Source organism: Adhaeretor mobilis (assembly GCF_007741515.1).
Lineage (GTDB): Bacteria > Planctomycetota > Planctomycetia > Pirellulales > Lacipirellulaceae > Adhaeretor > Adhaeretor mobilis.
This window is the reverse complement of record NZ_CP036263.1, coordinates 2,149,513-2,167,069: the sequence shown is the minus strand read 5'-3', so window position 1 is coordinate 2,167,069 and position 17,557 is coordinate 2,149,513. Positions and strand designations below refer to the sequence as shown.

The window sequence follows — 17,557 nt, the reverse complement described above, 5'->3', positions numbered from 1 at the left end:
TAGATGCAACTTGCTGTCTAGGAATTGTGACTAGAGTTCAACATGAAAAGCTCATCTGCCCACACTCGCGCCATCACCAACAACTCTCAGAGTCCTCACGCAAAGCTCAAGAGTATCAACTTTGGCGACTGCCAGTGGACCGAAGGCTTCTGGGCAGACAAGTTCAAGCTTTGTGAAGAGGTGATGGTCCCCTACATGGGTTCGCTACTCAAGGGCGACATCGGCCACGGCCTAAACAACTTTAAGGTCGCCGCCGGACTCAAAGAAGGTCAACACCAAGGTTTTGCATGGCATGACGGCGACTTCTTCAAGTGGATGGAAGCGGCCACTTATGTCTACGCGATTAACCAAGACGAAACGATCCTGAACGACCTTGACGAAGTGATCGAGATCATCCGCCAGGCTCAGGAGGAGGACGGGTATCTACACACGAACATCCAGATCGACGGCATCAAGCATTTCTCCAACCGTAAGTACCACGAGATGTACAATTGCGGCCACTTGTACACGAGTGCGTCGATACACCATCGCCTGACCGGAAAGAGCAACTTCCTAGACATAGCCGTGAAGAATGCGGACTTGCTCTACAAGCTGTTCGAACCACAGCCTAAGGAACTCTCGCGATTCGGATTCAACCAGTCTCAGATCATGGGCTTGGCGGAGCTCTATCGCACGACGGGCGACAAGCGTTACTTGGAACTGGCAGAAATCTTCATCAACAACCGCGGCAAGTCCGAGGTTGTCGAAGATGCCAGCACCGAAGGGTATCCGATCGGGGACATGGTGCAGGAACGCGTTCCCCTACGTGAAGAAAACGAAGCAGTTGGTCATGCAGTGTTAGCTCTGTACTACTATGCCGGTGCTGCCGATGTTTATGCAGAAACCGGTGAGCAAGCACTCATCGAGGCACTCGACCGACTATGGGACAACGTCGCGAACAAGAAAATGTATGTCACCGGTGCCGTGGGACAAGCTCACTTTGGCGCATCAACTCGCCGGGACAAGATCGAAGAAGGGTTCCTTGAAGAGTACCTGATGCCGAATTCCACTGCCTACAATGAAACCTGCGCTAATATCGCTAACGCAATGTTTAACTGGCGTTTGCTCGGCATCAAGGGAGACTCAAAATACGCAGATGTCATGGAGCTGGTGCTCTACAACAGTGCGTTAGTAGGTATCAGTGCCGACGGCAAAAACTATTTCTATGCGAATCCGCTGCGGATGAATCGAGGACAACGGGAATACGAAGATAATCGCGATTGCACGGAGTCCGCAGACCGCGAACCGTATATCGAATGCTTCTGCTGCCCGCCGAATCTTGTACGCACCATCGCAAAAGTTTCAGGTTGGGCTTACAGCTTGGCGGAGAACGGAATCGCGGTGAATCTCTACGGAGGTAATCGTCTCGACACGACTTTGCTCGATGGCTCAACGCTCAAACTTGATCAAGAAACGACATACCCTTGGGACGGAAAAGTAAAACTAACGATCAACGAGTGCAAGGACTCTCCCTTCGAGATCAAGTTGAGAATCCCCAGTTGGTCTAAAGGAACAAAGATTCAAGTCAATGGCCAGGACGTCGGGGTCGCCGTCGAGCCGGGCACTTTTGCCAGTGTTGATAGAGCGTGGAAATCGGGAGATAGCATTACCCTAGATATGCCCATGGCTATCAACTTCATCGAAGGGCATCCCCTGATTGAAGAAGCTCGCAACCAAGTCGCGATTAAGCGCGGACCTATTGTTTACTGCATCGAGTCTCCGGACTTGCCTGAGAACACAAAAACCTTGGATGTCTATCTCCAAGGCGATGCTGTGCTAACAGCTACTCACCAACCAGAGTTTCTGGGTGGCGTCACCACGATCCGTGGAAACGTGCTGCTACGCACCGATGACGGCCAAGGCATGTATCGTGTCGTTGAGAAACCGCGTTGGGAGTCTTACGAGACTAATTTCGTTCCTTATTTCGCCTGGAGCAATCGCGGCACCGCCGAGATGACCGTCTTTATGCCGGTGGTTTGGTAGTCGAACAAATATTGATCCATTTTTTGCCCTCAAACCCAAACAGCATCTATGTATCGCATACTATTCTTGGCTTTACTATCGCTGACACCACAGTCCCTCAGGGCAGGCGACAAACCGAACATCCTCTTCATTGCGATTGATGATCTTCGCCCAGAACTAGGCTGCTACGGCTCAGAAATCGCCATCTCCCCCAATCTGGATAAGCTGGCAGCCGAAGGGTTGCTCTTCAATCGAGCCTACTGCCAGGAAGCGATTTGTAGTCCATCTCGTGCGAGCCTCATGACAGGGGCACGCCCGGATACGATCGGCGTGATCGAAAATTCTGTTTACTTTCGCGATAAGAACCCGGACATCACCACCCTGTCGCAGCACTTCATTGCAAACGGGTATGAAGCGGCATATTGCGGGAAGATATTCCACAAAGACGACTTCGCTGATCTAGAGAATTCGTGGAGCAGAAAACCGGCATTTGATCGATTGGACTTGGCGAAACCTACAGACTCTTTTGCTCTTCCTGAGAACCGAAAAATACTCAAGAGAAACTTACAGTTGTTAGAAGCCAAGTACGGCAAGGGAATCGGAAAGACAGGACTAGTACAAGGCCCCGCGTACGAGTCCGCCGACGTACCGGATCAAGCCTATCGCGATGGCTACAACACGGACCTTGCCATCGCCACGATGAAGGACATGGCTGAGAACAGCGACAAGCCGTTCTTCCTAGGATTGGGATTCTACAAACCGCACCTCAACTTTATCGCCCCTAAACGCTATTGGGACATGTATGACCGTGATCAGATTCCCTTGGCTGAGCACAGAGACGGCCCTGTGAACGGTGCGGAGATGGGACTGCATCCTTCCTTTGAGTTGCGGGTGAGAGACGGCATTCCTAAAAGCGGCCCAATCTATTCTGAGTTGTCAAGAACACTCAAGCATGCCTATTTATCGTGTGTCACTTACGTTGACGCGCAGGTAGGCCGCATGCTACAGGCCCTCGAAGAGGAGGGGTTGCGCGACAACACGATCATCATCGTCTGGGGCGACCACGGCTGGCACCTTGGTGATATGGGAATCTGGGGCAAGGCGACCAACTACGAGATCGCGACCCGGGTACCCCTAATGATTTGGACGCCTGACATGCAAGTGCGCGGCGAATCCACCGATGCGCTGGTGGAACTGGTCGACATGTACCCGACGCTCTGTGAGCTGGCCGACCTGCCACTCCCCAAGCATATCGAAGGGCATAGTTTTGCACCGCTGCTCGACGAACCTGAGCGCACCTGGAAGAAGGCGGCCTTTAGCCAATTCCCAACGCCTGCGCTACGTGAGTGGGCTGCTAACCCGCTCTCCAAAGGAATGCGCGAGACGTTCTTCGGACCCTTGATCGAGGATGTTGAGGAGCGAATCATCGCGCAGCAGGGAAACAAATGGGATCGTGAACTTTTCGAGCAGCACCTGATGGGCTACGCGATGCGGACGGATCGCTATCGACTAGTGGTCTGGCGTGACTATCGCGATCAGAAGGCCGAACCGGTTTTCATCGAGCTCTTCGATCACCAAACCGACCCGCAGGAAACGAAGAATATCGCCGAAGATCACCCAGATATTGTTAACTTACTCGTGAAGCAGCTCAATGAAGGTTGGCAAGCAGCACTGTGACACCTTGTCTATTAGTCCACGATGATTGAAGAGCTGGATATCATGAAAAATACCTTATTAGCTTGTTTGCTAGCCATCTGTGCTTTGCACTTAAGTTTGTCTGCTTACGCTGATGATGAGCATACAGATTTAATACTCGTCGAGGCCGAGGCCTTTGATGATGTCGGAGGCTGGGTTGTTGATCAACAGTTTATGGACCAGATGGGCTCTCCTTACATGCTCGCTCACGGGCTGGGCGTGCCTGTTCCGAATAGCAAGACCGAAGTTCAAGTCTCCTCGCCTGGCAAGTACCGAGTTTGGGTCCGAACACGCGATTGGGTCGCGCCGTGGAAGGCGCCCGGCGCCCCTGGCAAGTTCCAACTACTCGTAGATGGCCAGCCGCTCTCAACGACCTTCGGTACCGAAGGTGCCCAGTGGCATTGGCAGGATGGTGGCATTGTCCAGCTTAGCGCGAAAGTAGAACTGCAACTTCACGATCTCACGGGCTTCGAGGGACGATGTGACGCGATTCTTTTAGCAGCCGACCTGAACAGTACGCCTCCGGATGGCGGAAAAGAGTTGGCTGTTCTGAGAGGGAAACTCCTGGGCTGGGACAACCAGCCAAAGGATGGCGGCGAATACGACCTCGTGGTCGTTGGCGGGGGGTTCGCCGGTTCATGTGCTGCGATCACAGCCGCACGAATGGGGCTAACGGTGGCCCTGATTCAAGACCGCCCGGTGCTCGGCGGCAACGGCAGTAGCGAAGTACGAGTTTGGCCGGAAGGTTTCACCAATCACGCCCCATACCCTCGCATCGGTGATGTTGTTGAAGAGTTTCAACCGTACAGCAAACTCAAAGACCACCCCAACCCGAAGGGGTACAAGGCATTCAATGACCAGCGCAAACTCGACTTAGTGGAGTCCGAACCCAACATCACCTTGCTGCTTGAGTATCGTGTCAACGCTGCAGAAGCCAAGAATGACGCAGTCCAATCTGTCGTCGCGCAGCATACACGTTCCGGTCGTAGGGTCAGACTCACTGGACGCTGGTTCCTCGACTCCACCGGTGATGGCGTGCTCGGCGCACTTGTCGGTGCCAACTATGAATACACCGAAGAAGGGCACATGGGCACGACGAATCTCTGGGACTTCGGGGAAACTAACGAAACCGAGCACGAGTTAAAGTGTCTTTGTGAGGACTTCGAGGAACAACTGTCGTTGAATTTCACAGCTGCCACACAGCCCCAACCCTTTCCACGATGCTCGTGGGCCGTTGACCTTAGTGACGTTGATTTCCCTGGTCGACATCGAGAAAAGACCTTCAATCTAACGGGAACGAAGCAGTTAGGGACTTGGTTCTGGGAATCAGGATTCAACAAGGATCCAATTGCAGATGGGGAATGGATTCGCGATCTCAACTTACGAGCTATGTACGGTGCTTGGGACGTCCTCAAAAATATTGACGGCAAGTTTCCCAACCACCGTCTGAAGTGGGCCGCCTTTATCGGCGGTAAGCGGGAATCGCGCCGTTTGATGGGGGATGTCGTGGTCACAGCAGAAGACTTTCGGGACGGAACTGAATTCGAGGATGCTGCCGTCCCTTGCACTTGGCATATCGACATCCATTCGCCCCATCCCGACTACTTTGAGCAAGGCGATGAAGACGCATTCTTTTCCACCTTTACGCGAGGCAAAGAGTACCAGTATGAGGGACCTTATTGGGCTCCCTACCGCTGTTTATACAGCCGGAATATCGACAACCTCTTCATGGCTGGCCGAGATATTAGCGTCTCTCACGATGGCCTGGGAGCCGTTCGTGTGATGAGAACCTGCGGAATGATGGGTGAAATCGTCGGCATGGCCGCGTCTGTTTGCAAAACACGCGATTGCACACCGCGGGACGTCTACAAGAATCATCTTGCTGAGCTTCAAACGCTAATGCGCAAGGGGGCTGGAAAACCACATCCATCCAATTCTGACCAAGAGGCCAATTGATGTGGCTTGCTATGAAATATTTCGTGATCTTTGTTGGCAGTTTGCTGGCGTTCATCCTTGCACAGCGCGACGATGCCATCGCGGACGATAAGCCATCGAAGGCCCAACCTCATTTTGTTGAAGCAGAAAAGGATTTCCCACGCGAAGAGAAAAACCTACGCAAATGGGACGCGCCCATTGTGGCTGATCTAGATCAGGATGGTTTCCTCGACTTGATCCTTAACGATCACGGCTTCGGAGTCAGGATCTGCTGGAATAACAAAGGACGCTTTGCTAAGCCTTACGACCTCGTCATGGGGGATTTACACGGCATCACTGTGGGCGATCTCGACCAAGACGGCAACCTTGAACTTGTGATCTCGCCGGGGGGTGGCTCGGGGAGCAACGCCCGGAATGCCACGCTCTACCGCGTTGATCGCCAGCGGAAGTTCACGAAGCTGCCAGGATTCAAAGTCCCGTTGAAGTTAATGCGAGGTCGGACCGTGAAGCTCATGGATGGCGACAATGACGGTGATTTGGATCTCCTCAATTTCGCTTTTCCTTCCCGCGAAAAGAGAAAACAGAGCGAAAACTATATCTACGAGAATACCGGCACAGGCCACCTTGAGCTTGTGGGAGTATTGCCAAAAATCGAAATGAATGGCCAAAAGACGCTCGTCACCGACTTCAACAACGATTCGATTCTCGATTTGTTGCTCTATGGACATGGCCACGTCAAAGCTAATCAAGGGAAGGGCGACCTCACCTTCGACGAGGTTACAGACACTGTCTTACGTAGTCACATCAACGACGTCACAAGCATTGTAGAAATCGACTACGACAACGACGGCGATGTCGATCTCTATTGTACGCGAGGCAAGGAATTCACAGCCGGGGAAACTTTCTACGACTCAGAAACCCAGACTTGGGGCTTCTACACAACCCGGGGAGCTTTTCAATTTGAAGACCTTGTCGTTGGCGACATTCTCAAGATTGAAAATTACCAGGCACAGTGGCCCAACAAGAAGCTCTGCATTGGCGAATCCGCATACGAATACGAGTTTCCTGGTGAAACGCATTCAGGCCGAGACATCCGACTTGTCAACAGCGATGCGCTCGGCTGGCCTGAGAAGGTCGAAGCCAAGTCGGCTTATCTTGGCTACGTGGGCAATGAGGCATGGCGGTTCGCGGGCGATATCTTCTCGCCAACCACGGGGGTGATGCACGGCATACGCTCGTACCCCGCATACGATCACCCGAAGGGTTTGAGTGACGTTCTTCTTGAGAATCAAAACGGACAGTACGCCGAAGTGACTTTACCCTCGGGAATACGCCACGAGGATCACACAACAGGTGTTGCCGTCGGCGACTTCGACAACAACGGATACCAAGATCTATTGGTCATCCGTCGTGGCGACTTGATTCATACTAACCAGTCACTTCTCTATCTCAATCAAGGGGACAAGACGTTTGAACTGGTGGACGACCATAACATTGTTTCTCCCGAGTTAGGTGCCATTGGCTTGGGTACTGAAGTCCTCGACTACAATCGAGATGGCAAGCTCGACATTCTAATTGGAAACGAACGAGGCAAATGGCACTTGTTCAAGAACAAGCTCACATCAGGTAGCGACTCGAATTATCTCTTGATCGAGATCACCAATTCCAAGGCGAATCATGCCACCAGCCTTGGGGCTGTGGTTGAGGTCACGGCGGACGGTATTACGCAAACAAAAAGAGTTGGCTCAACCTCAGCCGCCTACTCGCTCGGCCGCAACACGCTGATCCATTTTGGCTTAGGTGAGAACACAGGCCCAGTTGATATCAAAGTCGAATGGACGATCGGCGAAACGGTTCAGCAAACCGTCTCCAAGCTAAACCGATTGGTGAAGATAGCTGGCGAGTCACCTGAGTAGTGCTGGAATTCGAGTATTTGATCATGCGATTCATTACCGGCACACCTCTGAGACTAGCGGCAATACTTGTCACAGTTTTCGTCAGTGTTGGCACGAATTGCTTAGCCGACGAGGTCGATTTCTTCACGGACATCGCCCCGATTCTACAAACTCGTTGCTGGCATTGCCACGGCGAAGACGAGCAGGAGTCTGGACTAAGGCTAGATCGCCGCGTGAACATGTTGTTGGGGGGTGACTCGGGATTGGCTGCGGTTGTACCGGCCGAACCAGCGAAAAGCTACCTAATTGAAGTGGTCAACCATGTCGACGAAGACATGGCGATGCCGCCCGATGACGAGAAGCTTCCTCAGTCCGAAATTGATTTACTGACCCATTGGATAAAAGAAGGCGCCAAGTGGCCGGGCCAGATGGAGGAAGCTACTCGTGAGAAGTCCGACCACTGGTCCTTTCAGCCGGTGCAGCTTCCTGAGATCCCCGAAACTGCGGAGAACGATCTCAACTCAAATCCTGTCGACGCCTTCTTGGCCCAACGCTTAGCAGAGGAAGGCCTAAGTTTCTCGACACCAGCAGACCCGCGCTCACTGATCCTTCGCGCATCGATCGTATTAATCGGCATCGCACCGACGCCTGAACAGATCGAGACATTCGCCCACAAGTGCTCGGAGAACCCTGAGCGGGCTTACGCTGAACTCGTCGAGCGACTTCTCGCTTCCCCGCACTTCGGCGAACGCTGGGCTCAACATTGGCTGGACGTGATTCGCTGGGCGGAGACCAACGGTAGCGAAAGCAACATGTACCGCAAGAACGCCTGGGTCTATCGCGACTATGTCATCCGGGCCTTCAACGAAGACAAGCCCTACGATCAGTTTCTTAGAGAACAAATCGCAGGCGATGTCATGGAGCAGGGGGAAGCGACCGGCTACTTGGTTTCCGGTCCGCATGTTCCGCTCGCGACCGTTGGTCAGGAACCTTCCGCCCGCCGACAGGCGCGAGCTGATCGAATGGATGAGATACTTCAGACCGTCGGCGCTTCCGCACTCGGTTTGACGATCGGCTGTGCCCGATGTCACAACCACAAATTCGACCCAATTTCGATCACAGACTATTACTCCGTGTCTGCGGTCTTCCAAGGCATCGAATTCGGCAGTCGATTCCCCGAACTGCCAGCCGCCCACCCTCGGAACCTCCGCGGCAAAGAACTTCAGCGTAGGATACGTCAGAAGAGGGAACAACTTCAGGAGCTAGGCCCGTGGGAGGAAGACTGGATTGGTTTCAAAGAGGTTCATTTCACACCCGTCGAAACCGATGCAGTCCGCCTTACCTTCGAGCGGCAGACCATTCGGATCGACGAGTTAGAAATCTTTGCTGCTGAGGAGGCCGACAAGAATATCGCTCTCGCCTCTCAGGGAACAACAGTCGCAAGCTCTCAAGAAGGATCGATCTCAAGATTCCCTGTGGAGAACGTTAATGATGGAGTCTTCGGCAGCGATGCCTGGATTGCCCGGCCTCCCGGAAATAGCCAAACGAAACCTTTTGTGCAGTTCACATTCGAACAACCGCAGCAGGTCAATCGCATTCGCCTGAGCACCAACCGCGAAGACTTTTTCCAAACTGACTACCTCAAAAAGCTGAACGATATGGGCTTCGGCGAGTTCCAAGTCGAAGCCCGCGATGGAGAAGGAAATTGGCAGAAGGTAGCTACCTACCAAGGACGCGAGCAACTCGACCAGGAACCCTCCCGCCGTTCCGACCTACTCCTCGAATTACACGAGCTAATTCAACAGCTAAGGGACCAGGGACCAAGGCCTAGCTTCTTGGCTAAATTCGTCCAGCCGACGAAGACCTACGTCCTCGGTAGAGGCAGCCCTGAAAATCCACGCAATGAAGTCTTCCCCTCAGGGCTCGCTGAACTTGACGGAGAACTTGCCGTCGAGCCCTACGCGCCTGGGCCGAAACGCCGTCAAGCGTTTGCTGCATGGCTCACCCAACCAGAACATCCTCTGACGGCTCGCGTGGCAGTCAATCGACTGTGGCATCACATCTTCGGGCAAGGGATTGTCTCAACGCCAAGCGATTTCGGCGCAGCAGGAATTTCGCCTACCCACCCTGAACTCCTCGATTGGCTAGCAGCGGAGCTTGTCCTCCCCACGACTTCAACCATTTCATTGAAGCCGCAGCCCTGGAGCATGAAACACCTAATACGAACAATGGTGATGTCGAGAGCGTTCCGTCAATCGAGCTTGCCTAGAGAGGAGGGTCTCTCAAAGGATTCTGACTCTGCCCTGCTGTGGCGATTTCCTCCAAAGCGGGTGGAAGCCGAAGTGATACGCGACTCGATCCTGCAAGCGTCGGGCGTTCTCGATTCTGAGATCGGTGGCCCGAGCTACCGAATTCACAACGTGAAAGAAAAATACTCGCAGTGGGAGGTCACGGATAATTACGGCCCTCACACGTGGAGACGCATGATCTACCAAGAGCGCATGCGGCGTGTCGATGACGAAATGTTCACAGCGTTTGACTTCCCCGACTGCGGCCAAGTCCGTGCCAAGCGCCCTGTTTCCACCACGCCCTTACAGGCACTCAACCTGCTGAATAGCAAGTTCGTGCTCGATCAGTCGCAACGCATTGCGGAACGAGCCATGAGAGAGTCTGACGGCGAAGAATCGCTGGCACTCGACCGTTGCTTCGAGCTGATACTCGGCCGAAATCCCTCGGAGGTCGAGCGACGTGATGCGTTACGCGTGGTGAAAGAGAACAGTTTGTCGTTAGTCTGCCGTGCGTTAATCAATTCCAACGAGTTCGCTTTTCTTCCATAGTTTCCACAATGAATGCTGAACGTCTCACACCGCTAGGCAGGCGACTGCTTGATCGTCGCAACTTCCTCGGCACGGCTGGCCTGTCGACGGCTGGCCTCGCGTTGGCCAGCATGCTGCAAGCGGATGGACTGCTGGCGGACGAAACGCGAACGGTCAGTGGCAAGCAACCGATTCGACCCCGCATCGACCCAAGCAATCCTTACGCGAGACGCGACGCACACTTCGAGATGCCTGCCAAGCAGGTGCTTGTGATCTACTGCCCAGGTGCCGTCAGCCACATTGATACCTTCGACTACAAGCCGGCTCTCGCCAAATTCCACGGGCAAAAACCGCCCGGCCTCCCTGCAGTTACCTTCGAAGGTCCTTCGGGAAACATTGCCAAACCATTTTGGAACTTCGCTCCCCGCGGCGAGACCGGCAAGATGGTTTCCGACCTGCTGCCAAACCTCGCTGAGCAAGTGGACGACTTCTGCTTCTTTCATGCCCTGACTTCGGAGACCAGCGCTCATCCTCAGGGTGAGAACTTCATGAATACCGGTTTCACCATGGAAGGCTTTCCTTCCTTCGGTGCTTGGGTTACCTATGCCTTAGGTACGGAAAACCAGGAACTACCCGCCTTCGTTGCCATTAACGACCCCCGAGGCATGGCCAGAAGCGGCAAGAATAATTTTGGGAACGGCTTCTTACCGGCTGCGTTTCAGGGAACTGATTTCAGCGCGAAACATCCCCCAAACAATCTACAGCGGCCCGCGGAACTCTCTCAGCTAGAAGACCGCAGAACGGTTGAGCTTCTCCAGCGTCTCAACGCGGAACATCTTCGGCAGTACCCCGAAGACGCCAACCTCGCCGGTCGCATTGCCAGTTACGAGCTGGCCGGCAAGATGCAAACCTCCGTGCCGAGTGTGATGGACTTGTCGCGCGAAAGTCAATCCACCCTGCGAGCTTATGGCGTCGAAGGTGGAAGCGAGTTGCGTGGCCACTACGCCAGGAATTGCCTCCTTGCCAGGCGACTTCTTGAACAAGGAGTACGCGTGGTCCAACTCTTCAACGGCAGCGACCCCTCGGGCGGCAACGGCATCACTAACTGGGATTCGCACGCGAACATCCGGAAGACACATGCCATGCAAGCGGAGATCATGGACCAGCCAACCGCCGCTCTCATTGCCGACCTCAAGCAAAGAGGCATGCTCGAACAGACACTGGTCGTGTGGACCACTGAATTCGGGCGGATGCCGTTCCTACAAGCCAACGGCACCGGTCGCGATCACAACCCGTCGGCTTTCACGTGCTTCCTCACCGGCGCTGGCGTGAAACGCGGCATCAGCTACGGCGAAAGCGACGAGTTCGGCTTCAAAGCAGCTACGAATAAGACCACGGTCTACGACTTCAATGCAACAATCCTCCACCTCATGGGCCTCGACCACCAGCGGCTGACCTTCTATCACAACGGTCTGGAACGTCGGCTGACGAATGTCCACGGACAGGTCGTGAAGGAAGTCATGGTGTAGCCGAATGCTTTGTTGCGCATCCTCCTGCGTGAGGTTAAGGCAATTCTGGACCTTATTGCTGTTTTCTTGCCACTTAAGGAACACGAAAGAGCAGCAATCATTGTTGGTCCAAATTACCGCAGCGCATTGTAATGCACATATGCATTGCGTGGGGCCTTGCTCATTCTTGGCCCCTAGGTCCACTTCCAGAATATGTCGGGATTCTCACTGAGAGGAGTCGATGTATGACGATTACTCACAGTTAGCGAGGGTGAGTGATCCACAGCATTTCACGTAAAGACGATTCTCCCAGCGGTGATCACCGCTGGTTGTAGGATCTGTCAATTCTAAGCGAGATCCAGCCTTAGTTGTAAGCCGTTCTCAAGACGATTTGCGCTCAGGATAGCTTTCGATCGGCGCGGTATCAGAGATGCTACTGATCTAAAAGACTCTACTGGACGCAACACCGGGTAGTCGTGAACTAAATCAGTGTTTGTAAAGTTCACGTTCCAGCATCGAAGAAATCTTCCTCAGCGGGTTTGAGTCCACGGTAATACGACCAAGCATATTCAAATCCAGCGAGTTCGCAACTAGGCCATGGGATATCGGAGGTCAGATTGAAATAAGTAGAAGAGAGTCCGCTGTACGTCGTCTATTCGTATGCACTCTCGGCTTGCTGTTTGTTCAGCAGCGCAGGCTCGTCTTTCGGCGTATTTTTCGGAGCGAAGCCTCGTCTAGACTTCTCGTTATTGTTTTCTTGAGACTTCGTTGCCAATTCGGTTATGCTAGCCGCCGGTGACGATCCCGCTGAAGCTTCGGGCTATTTGTGTAAATTTTTCTGAAGCAAGGAAGTACCAATGCCTATCGTGGCGACCTTCAAGGCGCATAGGGACGTTTTCACCGATCAACCTTCTAACCTTGACGAAAAATGTTGAAAGGTGCGGGCAAGTGCCGCGTCTTATCTTTTGCCCCTACTCCTGGGGACCTTCTGAGGCGCGGTCTCGGGGACGTTGAAATCGAACTCATAGCTGTCGCCCGAAACTTCAATGTTGGTTTTGTAGTTGGGGAACAGTGAGGGAGACAGCGGCTTGTTCTCAGCCGATCCTTCAATCAGCACTACGACGGGACCAGCAACGGAACCTTTCCCAGAGCTGCTCGTGCTATATTCGCCATCTAGAATTCGTGCGAATCCGGCAGGGCCAGTGCCTCCCTTGCTGCGGTCGGGGCGAAAGGAAATCGTTCCGAATGGGACTGCTTCTCCCTTAAAAGTAACCTTCCCATAGAGGTCGTGGCGTTCCAGGCCACCGTCATTGCACCCCAATGCCAGTATGGTGCACAGCAATGTGATTGCCAAAGAGCTACGTCGATTCATCGTTCGCTACCTCCTAAGGGCAATCCATCAGCCATTCGGCCCATCTGCCAATAAGTTTCCTCGTCGATATCCTCGGAGATATTTGCGACTGAGCCGTCAGCAAACGCAAAATGAGCGCCTCCGGGATGGTTGCTTCCGAAGGTTGCTGCCATATAGCCAGGGCTGTTCCACACGATCTCGTCCCCTGCTCCAGGGTTCGGATCGAAATTGATCGGGCGAGAAGCTGCCGCAGCATTGTTTGGAATGGCGAAGTCGGTCTTGGAGTTGAAGCTACTAGACCAACCAGCATAGCGCTGAGGGCCCATCGGATGAGAGCCTGGCAGGTAGTGCACGCGACTTTCACCTATTAGAAAAGTATTCGAGGAACCGTCTTCAATCTGACCAAACTTTGTCTTCGAATCGTAGCTGGTGATCCCGTTTACAAAGATCCGATAGTTTGGATTTCCACTAAAGGAAGTCGTAGCAAAGCCTAGTTCTGGAGTAACGGTGGCAGCATTCTCCCAATCACCTCCTCCCGTGCAAGCGAAGTAGCAATTGTGCAGCGTACCGGACTGAGCAATAGGATCACTGGGACAGTGCCATATATTCAACGGAGTTTGGACGCCAAGATTCGCTCCTTGTGGCTGATTCACACTCGTAGTGCAATTGTCGTAAAGGGATGGAAACGCTTTGAGCGGTTCATTAACTGCGATCTCAAACTGATCGAAAAGTGACTGTTGCTCAATATAGGGTAGGATCAGCACGGTCCAGGGTGGGCCATTGCTGCACTGGTCGTGTTTGTTGCCGGGCTTGAATCCAGGGAACGGTTCGCCATATTCTGGCTGGGAAATGAGGTTCGTCCGTGTTCCTTCTGGGAAATTACCAAACGCACTTTCGTAGTTGAGCATGGCCAGTGCGACTTGCTTCATTTGGCTAATGCACTGTGCTCGGCGTGCCGCCTCCCTTGCTGCTTGCACGGCTGGCAGTAATAAACCAACTAGGACGCCGATGATGGCAATCACCACTAATAGTTCAACAAGCGTAAAACCGCATCGTATGCTTGGGCGGCTAAATCTCGGCGTTCGACTGACCATGGTCGGTTTCCTTCTCTTCTTGAGGCTACTGATAAGAAAGTGAGCGTCGCGAAACTATGAATATAGCTTCGTGCTTGTTTGAGTTTCAGAAATTAAATCACAGGTGCCTAACCGACCAAACTCAAGGTATTGATCTCACCAACGGTTACTGGGGCCAGATTCTCTCTTCTAGCGGTCGTAGTGGTAGGCCATTTTTCACGATTCAGTTCAAAGCTATTGAAGTCCAGAAAACACCGATTCCTTTTCTATTTCTTGGTTTCGTATGCCTTTGGAATTAACTAACTTTTTCAGTTGGGCAGCCATGGCAGTGGCTCTTTCTGGATGTTGTGCAACCACATTGTTTTGCTCGCTCGGGTCGTCGCTTAGGTTGTACAGGCAGTCTTCAACTGGAAAAAATCCTTCAGGTCGGATTGAAACCGAACCTGGGATGTACTTCCAGTCCCCTACTCGTAGCGCTGCCCCAAGGGACTCCTCTAGCATGAACGCTAGGCCTCTACGGTCTTCTCCCAGGAAGGAAGCGAGCGTATTTCGACTATCGCTCGCCTGGTGAGGTGCAAGGTCAACATTTAGCAATTCTGCAAAGGAAGCGATGAAGTCGATCTGATTGACCATCGCTGCCGATGTGCTGGGTTCGATCTGGTGCGGCCAGCGTATCATCAAGGGCACACGGGTACCCCCTTCGTAAATTTCATATTTTCCTCCGCGCCATATCCCTGACGCATCGTGACCATCACCGCTCTTGGGAGAGTACCTTCGAACCTCTTTGGTCGATTCGCAAGTATCATCGTGATGGGTCGGTCCGTTGTCGCTGGTAAAGATCACGATGGTATTGTCGGTCAAGCCCTGCTTGTCGAGCTCGGCGATGATCGCTCCTACTGTCCAATCGAGTTGTACCATTGCGTCGCCTCGAGCTCCGAGATTCGTGCTGCCTTGGAAACGCGGATTTGGGGCATTGGGAATGTGAATATCTTGTGACGAGAAAAACAGAAAGAAGGGTTTGTCGCTGTTCTCTGCGATAAACTCTACCGCCTTCTCTGCAAATACATCGGCCATCGTGTAGTCATCCCACAGCGCCGACTTCCCTCCAGACATGTAGCCAATTCGTCCAATGCCATTGACGATGCTGCTATAAAAGGCATCCTTTTTTGCTGTGGGATATTGCGTGCTTCCTGGCTTGTTCACGTCATTTGCTTTACCGCCTACATGAATAGGATCGTTGGAGTCAAGATTGACGACACGGTGCCCATCGACATAAACGCAGGGGACACGATCGTTGGTTGTTGGCAACAGGAAAGCAGAGTCAAAGCCCAATTCCAGAGGACCAGGTTTGAGTTCACCGTTCCACTTTGGGCCTTGTCCCTTTTCTCCCAATCCCAAGTGCCATTTTCCCACGATACCTGTTTCATAACCTGCCTGCTCAAACAACCGGGGAAGGGTAAATGCCTCTGTTGAGATCAAGAGCGATGCATTGGGGGGAGCAATTCGCACTCCTTGGCGAAAAGCATGAACACCCGTTAGCAAAGAAAACCGCGAGGGAGTGCAAGTCGAAGCGGAACAGTGCCCATCAGTAAAATTCAAGCTCTGGGCAGCCAACGCATCAATGTTGGGAGTCGCAATTTTTGTTGCCCCATTGACTCCTACGTCAGCATACCCAACATCATCTCCATAGATGATGACGACATTAGGCTGAGTTCGATCCGCAACGGCATTACCCACTGACGCCAGAATTACCAGCAAGGGGAGAAAGATTGCCTGCCATGGGTTGTTCATGCTCAGAATCATAGGTCCTCGACTGTTCTTGGTTCTTCACCAGCTGCTACTTATTGGTAGGTGCTTGCCATGAATGCAGCTCCCAATGATATTCCTGAAGAATTGAGATTTACCAAGCAATCGTGCGATAAAGTGCAAAGGCCAGAAGGTGAGAGAGCTAAGCCCAGGAACTTGTGCTTCCTTCAGCGGTGTTTTTCATAGGTGCATTACCTACGAGTTTAGCCGTGCATGCCGCCTATGTGACACGCCGAACACTTCCGATCTCCTAGTTGACATCGAGAGTGATTGATAGCGCTCTACCAAGAGCTTCCAAGCTCTTTTGATTTTACACCGATTCATGGAAGCGGTATACAGGTAGGTGCTGGAAGCACATCTAGGAATTCACCTATCCAGGCAGATTACACCCCCAGCTAGAAGTTTCCCAGCAGCTCACTGTCACCTGTAAGTTGTTTTCGGATAAGCCCTTACGGCTACGACTGGGCTTTTTAGATGTTACGCTGCCAGCAGGTTGTCGAAAGCATCCCAAGATTTTTTGGGAAATTCGATAGGAGTCGGAATATACAGGTGAGAGGCCAATAGTCCCTTGGATAGCCTCGTCATTCGGACCGGATCTTGGGCGTCGTTGTCCTGTTTTGGGCACTGTGCTCTGACCATGCATTCTTATCAAGAGAGGGAGTAATGAAAATTAGATACGTCAAGTTTAGCTTGGCTGCAGCTGTAGTTGCTGCACTATCACTAAACGCACTTACTTCACAGGCGGCACTCATCTATGACGAAGACTTCGAAGGCGCTAGCGTCGGGGACAATGCGGGGTCTCTTACCCCAGCATGGACTGGCGGTGCCGCGAGTTCTCATTCGGTACAGGATGCAGGGGACCCGTTCGGTGCGAGCAATCAGTATTTGAGGATGAATGGCTTTGGGAATCCGTGGACTTTCGGAAATGGACCCGCGCAGACGCCTTCAACCATCGCGACGATGTCGTTTGATTTCTATGCCGACACTACAGCCGCTTCAGACGGTTTTCTGCGGGCCGGTCTGAGTCGGAGCGGGGACGCCATCTTCTATGACATCCTGCCTAGCACTGTCGGCAACGATGCCGTTGTCCACTTTGACATTGTCGGCAATGTCTCTGGCAGTGCGGTCAACTACAATGGAGGCAGCCTTGCCGACGGCCAGTTTGACGTCTGGATTGATGGCGTCAAAGACGTAGATGGAGGGAACCTATTAAGCTCCGGTAATTTCGACGGATTCTATATATGGGTAAACAATGGTGGGACGGTCGATGCTCCTGTTGATGCATTTTTCATTGATAACGCTCAATACCGTGACGAAGCGTTTGTATTCGATCCTGTCCCAGAGCCAGCGAGTATCGCCCTGTTCGGGCTCGGGATGGTTGGTTTGCTGGTGGGCCGTCGACGTGTTTAAACTCTGGAGCTAATCCGCCTTGATTGAGCGTGGCGGTTTTGGTTGTGCATTGCCAAGCCGCCACGCC

At 52.8% G+C, this 17,557-nt stretch carries 10 protein-coding genes; 7 read left to right on the top strand and 3 right to left on the bottom strand.

Going from position 1 to position 17,557, the window contains the following annotated elements:
- Positions 1-42 precede the first annotated feature (42 nt).
- Genes HG15A2_RS08450 through HG15A2_RS08425 form a run of 6 tightly spaced genes read left to right on the top strand, consistent with a single transcriptional unit; the run spans position 43 to position 11,871 of the window.
- Positions 43-2,022 carry a glycoside hydrolase family 127 protein gene (locus HG15A2_RS08450; RefSeq protein WP_145059664.1) on the top strand — a complete coding sequence of 660 codons (1,980 nt, stop codon included), beginning with the start codon at positions 43-45 and terminating at the stop codon, positions 2,020-2,022.
- Between the two features lie 48 nt (positions 2,023-2,070).
- Positions 2,071-3,678: a sulfatase gene (locus tag HG15A2_RS08445; protein WP_145059662.1), complete on the top strand. Its 1,608-nt coding sequence runs from the start codon at positions 2,071-2,073 to the stop codon at positions 3,676-3,678.
- 42 nt (positions 3,679-3,720) lie between these two features.
- The gene (locus HG15A2_RS08440) at positions 3,721-5,652 is read left to right on the top strand and encodes an FAD-dependent oxidoreductase (RefSeq protein WP_315851220.1); all 1,932 of its coding nucleotides are present in this window, start codon (positions 3,721-3,723) and stop codon (positions 5,650-5,652) included.
- 11 nt (positions 5,653-5,663) lie between these two features.
- Positions 5,664-7,547 (top strand): CRTAC1 family protein, encoded by a 1,884-nt coding sequence (locus HG15A2_RS08435; protein WP_218932417.1) that lies wholly within the window; start codon positions 5,664-5,666, stop codon positions 7,545-7,547.
- Between the two features lie 23 nt (positions 7,548-7,570).
- Positions 7,571-10,363, top strand: coding sequence for a PSD1 and planctomycete cytochrome C domain-containing protein (locus HG15A2_RS08430; RefSeq protein ID WP_145059658.1), 2,793 nt, complete (start codon positions 7,571-7,573; stop codon positions 10,361-10,363).
- Positions 10,364-10,371: 8 nt separating this feature from the next.
- Entirely contained in the window at positions 10,372-11,871 is a 1,500-nt protein-coding gene (locus HG15A2_RS08425; RefSeq protein ID WP_145059656.1) for a DUF1501 domain-containing protein, read from the top strand.
- A gap of 937 nt (positions 11,872-12,808) precedes the next feature.
- Here HG15A2_RS08425 and HG15A2_RS08420 read toward each other — a convergent pair.
- The 3 genes from HG15A2_RS08420 to HG15A2_RS08410 form a co-directional block, all read right to left on the bottom strand.
- Positions 12,809-13,222 carry a hypothetical protein gene (locus HG15A2_RS08420; RefSeq protein WP_145059655.1) on the bottom strand — a complete coding sequence of 138 codons (414 nt, stop codon included), beginning with the start codon at positions 13,220-13,222 and terminating at the stop codon, positions 12,809-12,811.
- Entirely contained in the window at positions 13,219-14,295 is a 1,077-nt protein-coding gene (locus tag HG15A2_RS08415) for a DUF1559 domain-containing protein (protein ID WP_145063973.1), read from the bottom strand. Before HG15A2_RS08415 ends, HG15A2_RS08420 begins: the two co-directional genes overlap by 4 nt.
- A gap of 213 nt (positions 14,296-14,508) precedes the next feature.
- Positions 14,509-16,065, bottom strand: coding sequence for a sulfatase family protein (locus HG15A2_RS08410; RefSeq protein ID WP_246117912.1), 1,557 nt, complete (start codon positions 16,063-16,065; stop codon positions 14,509-14,511).
- 678 nt (positions 16,066-16,743) lie between these two features.
- Here HG15A2_RS08410 and HG15A2_RS08405 point away from each other — a divergent pair.
- Positions 16,744-17,490 carry a PEP-CTERM sorting domain-containing protein gene (locus HG15A2_RS08405; protein WP_145059653.1) on the top strand — a complete coding sequence of 249 codons (747 nt, stop codon included), beginning with the start codon at positions 16,744-16,746 and terminating at the stop codon, positions 17,488-17,490.
- Positions 17,491-17,557 lie beyond the last annotated feature (67 nt).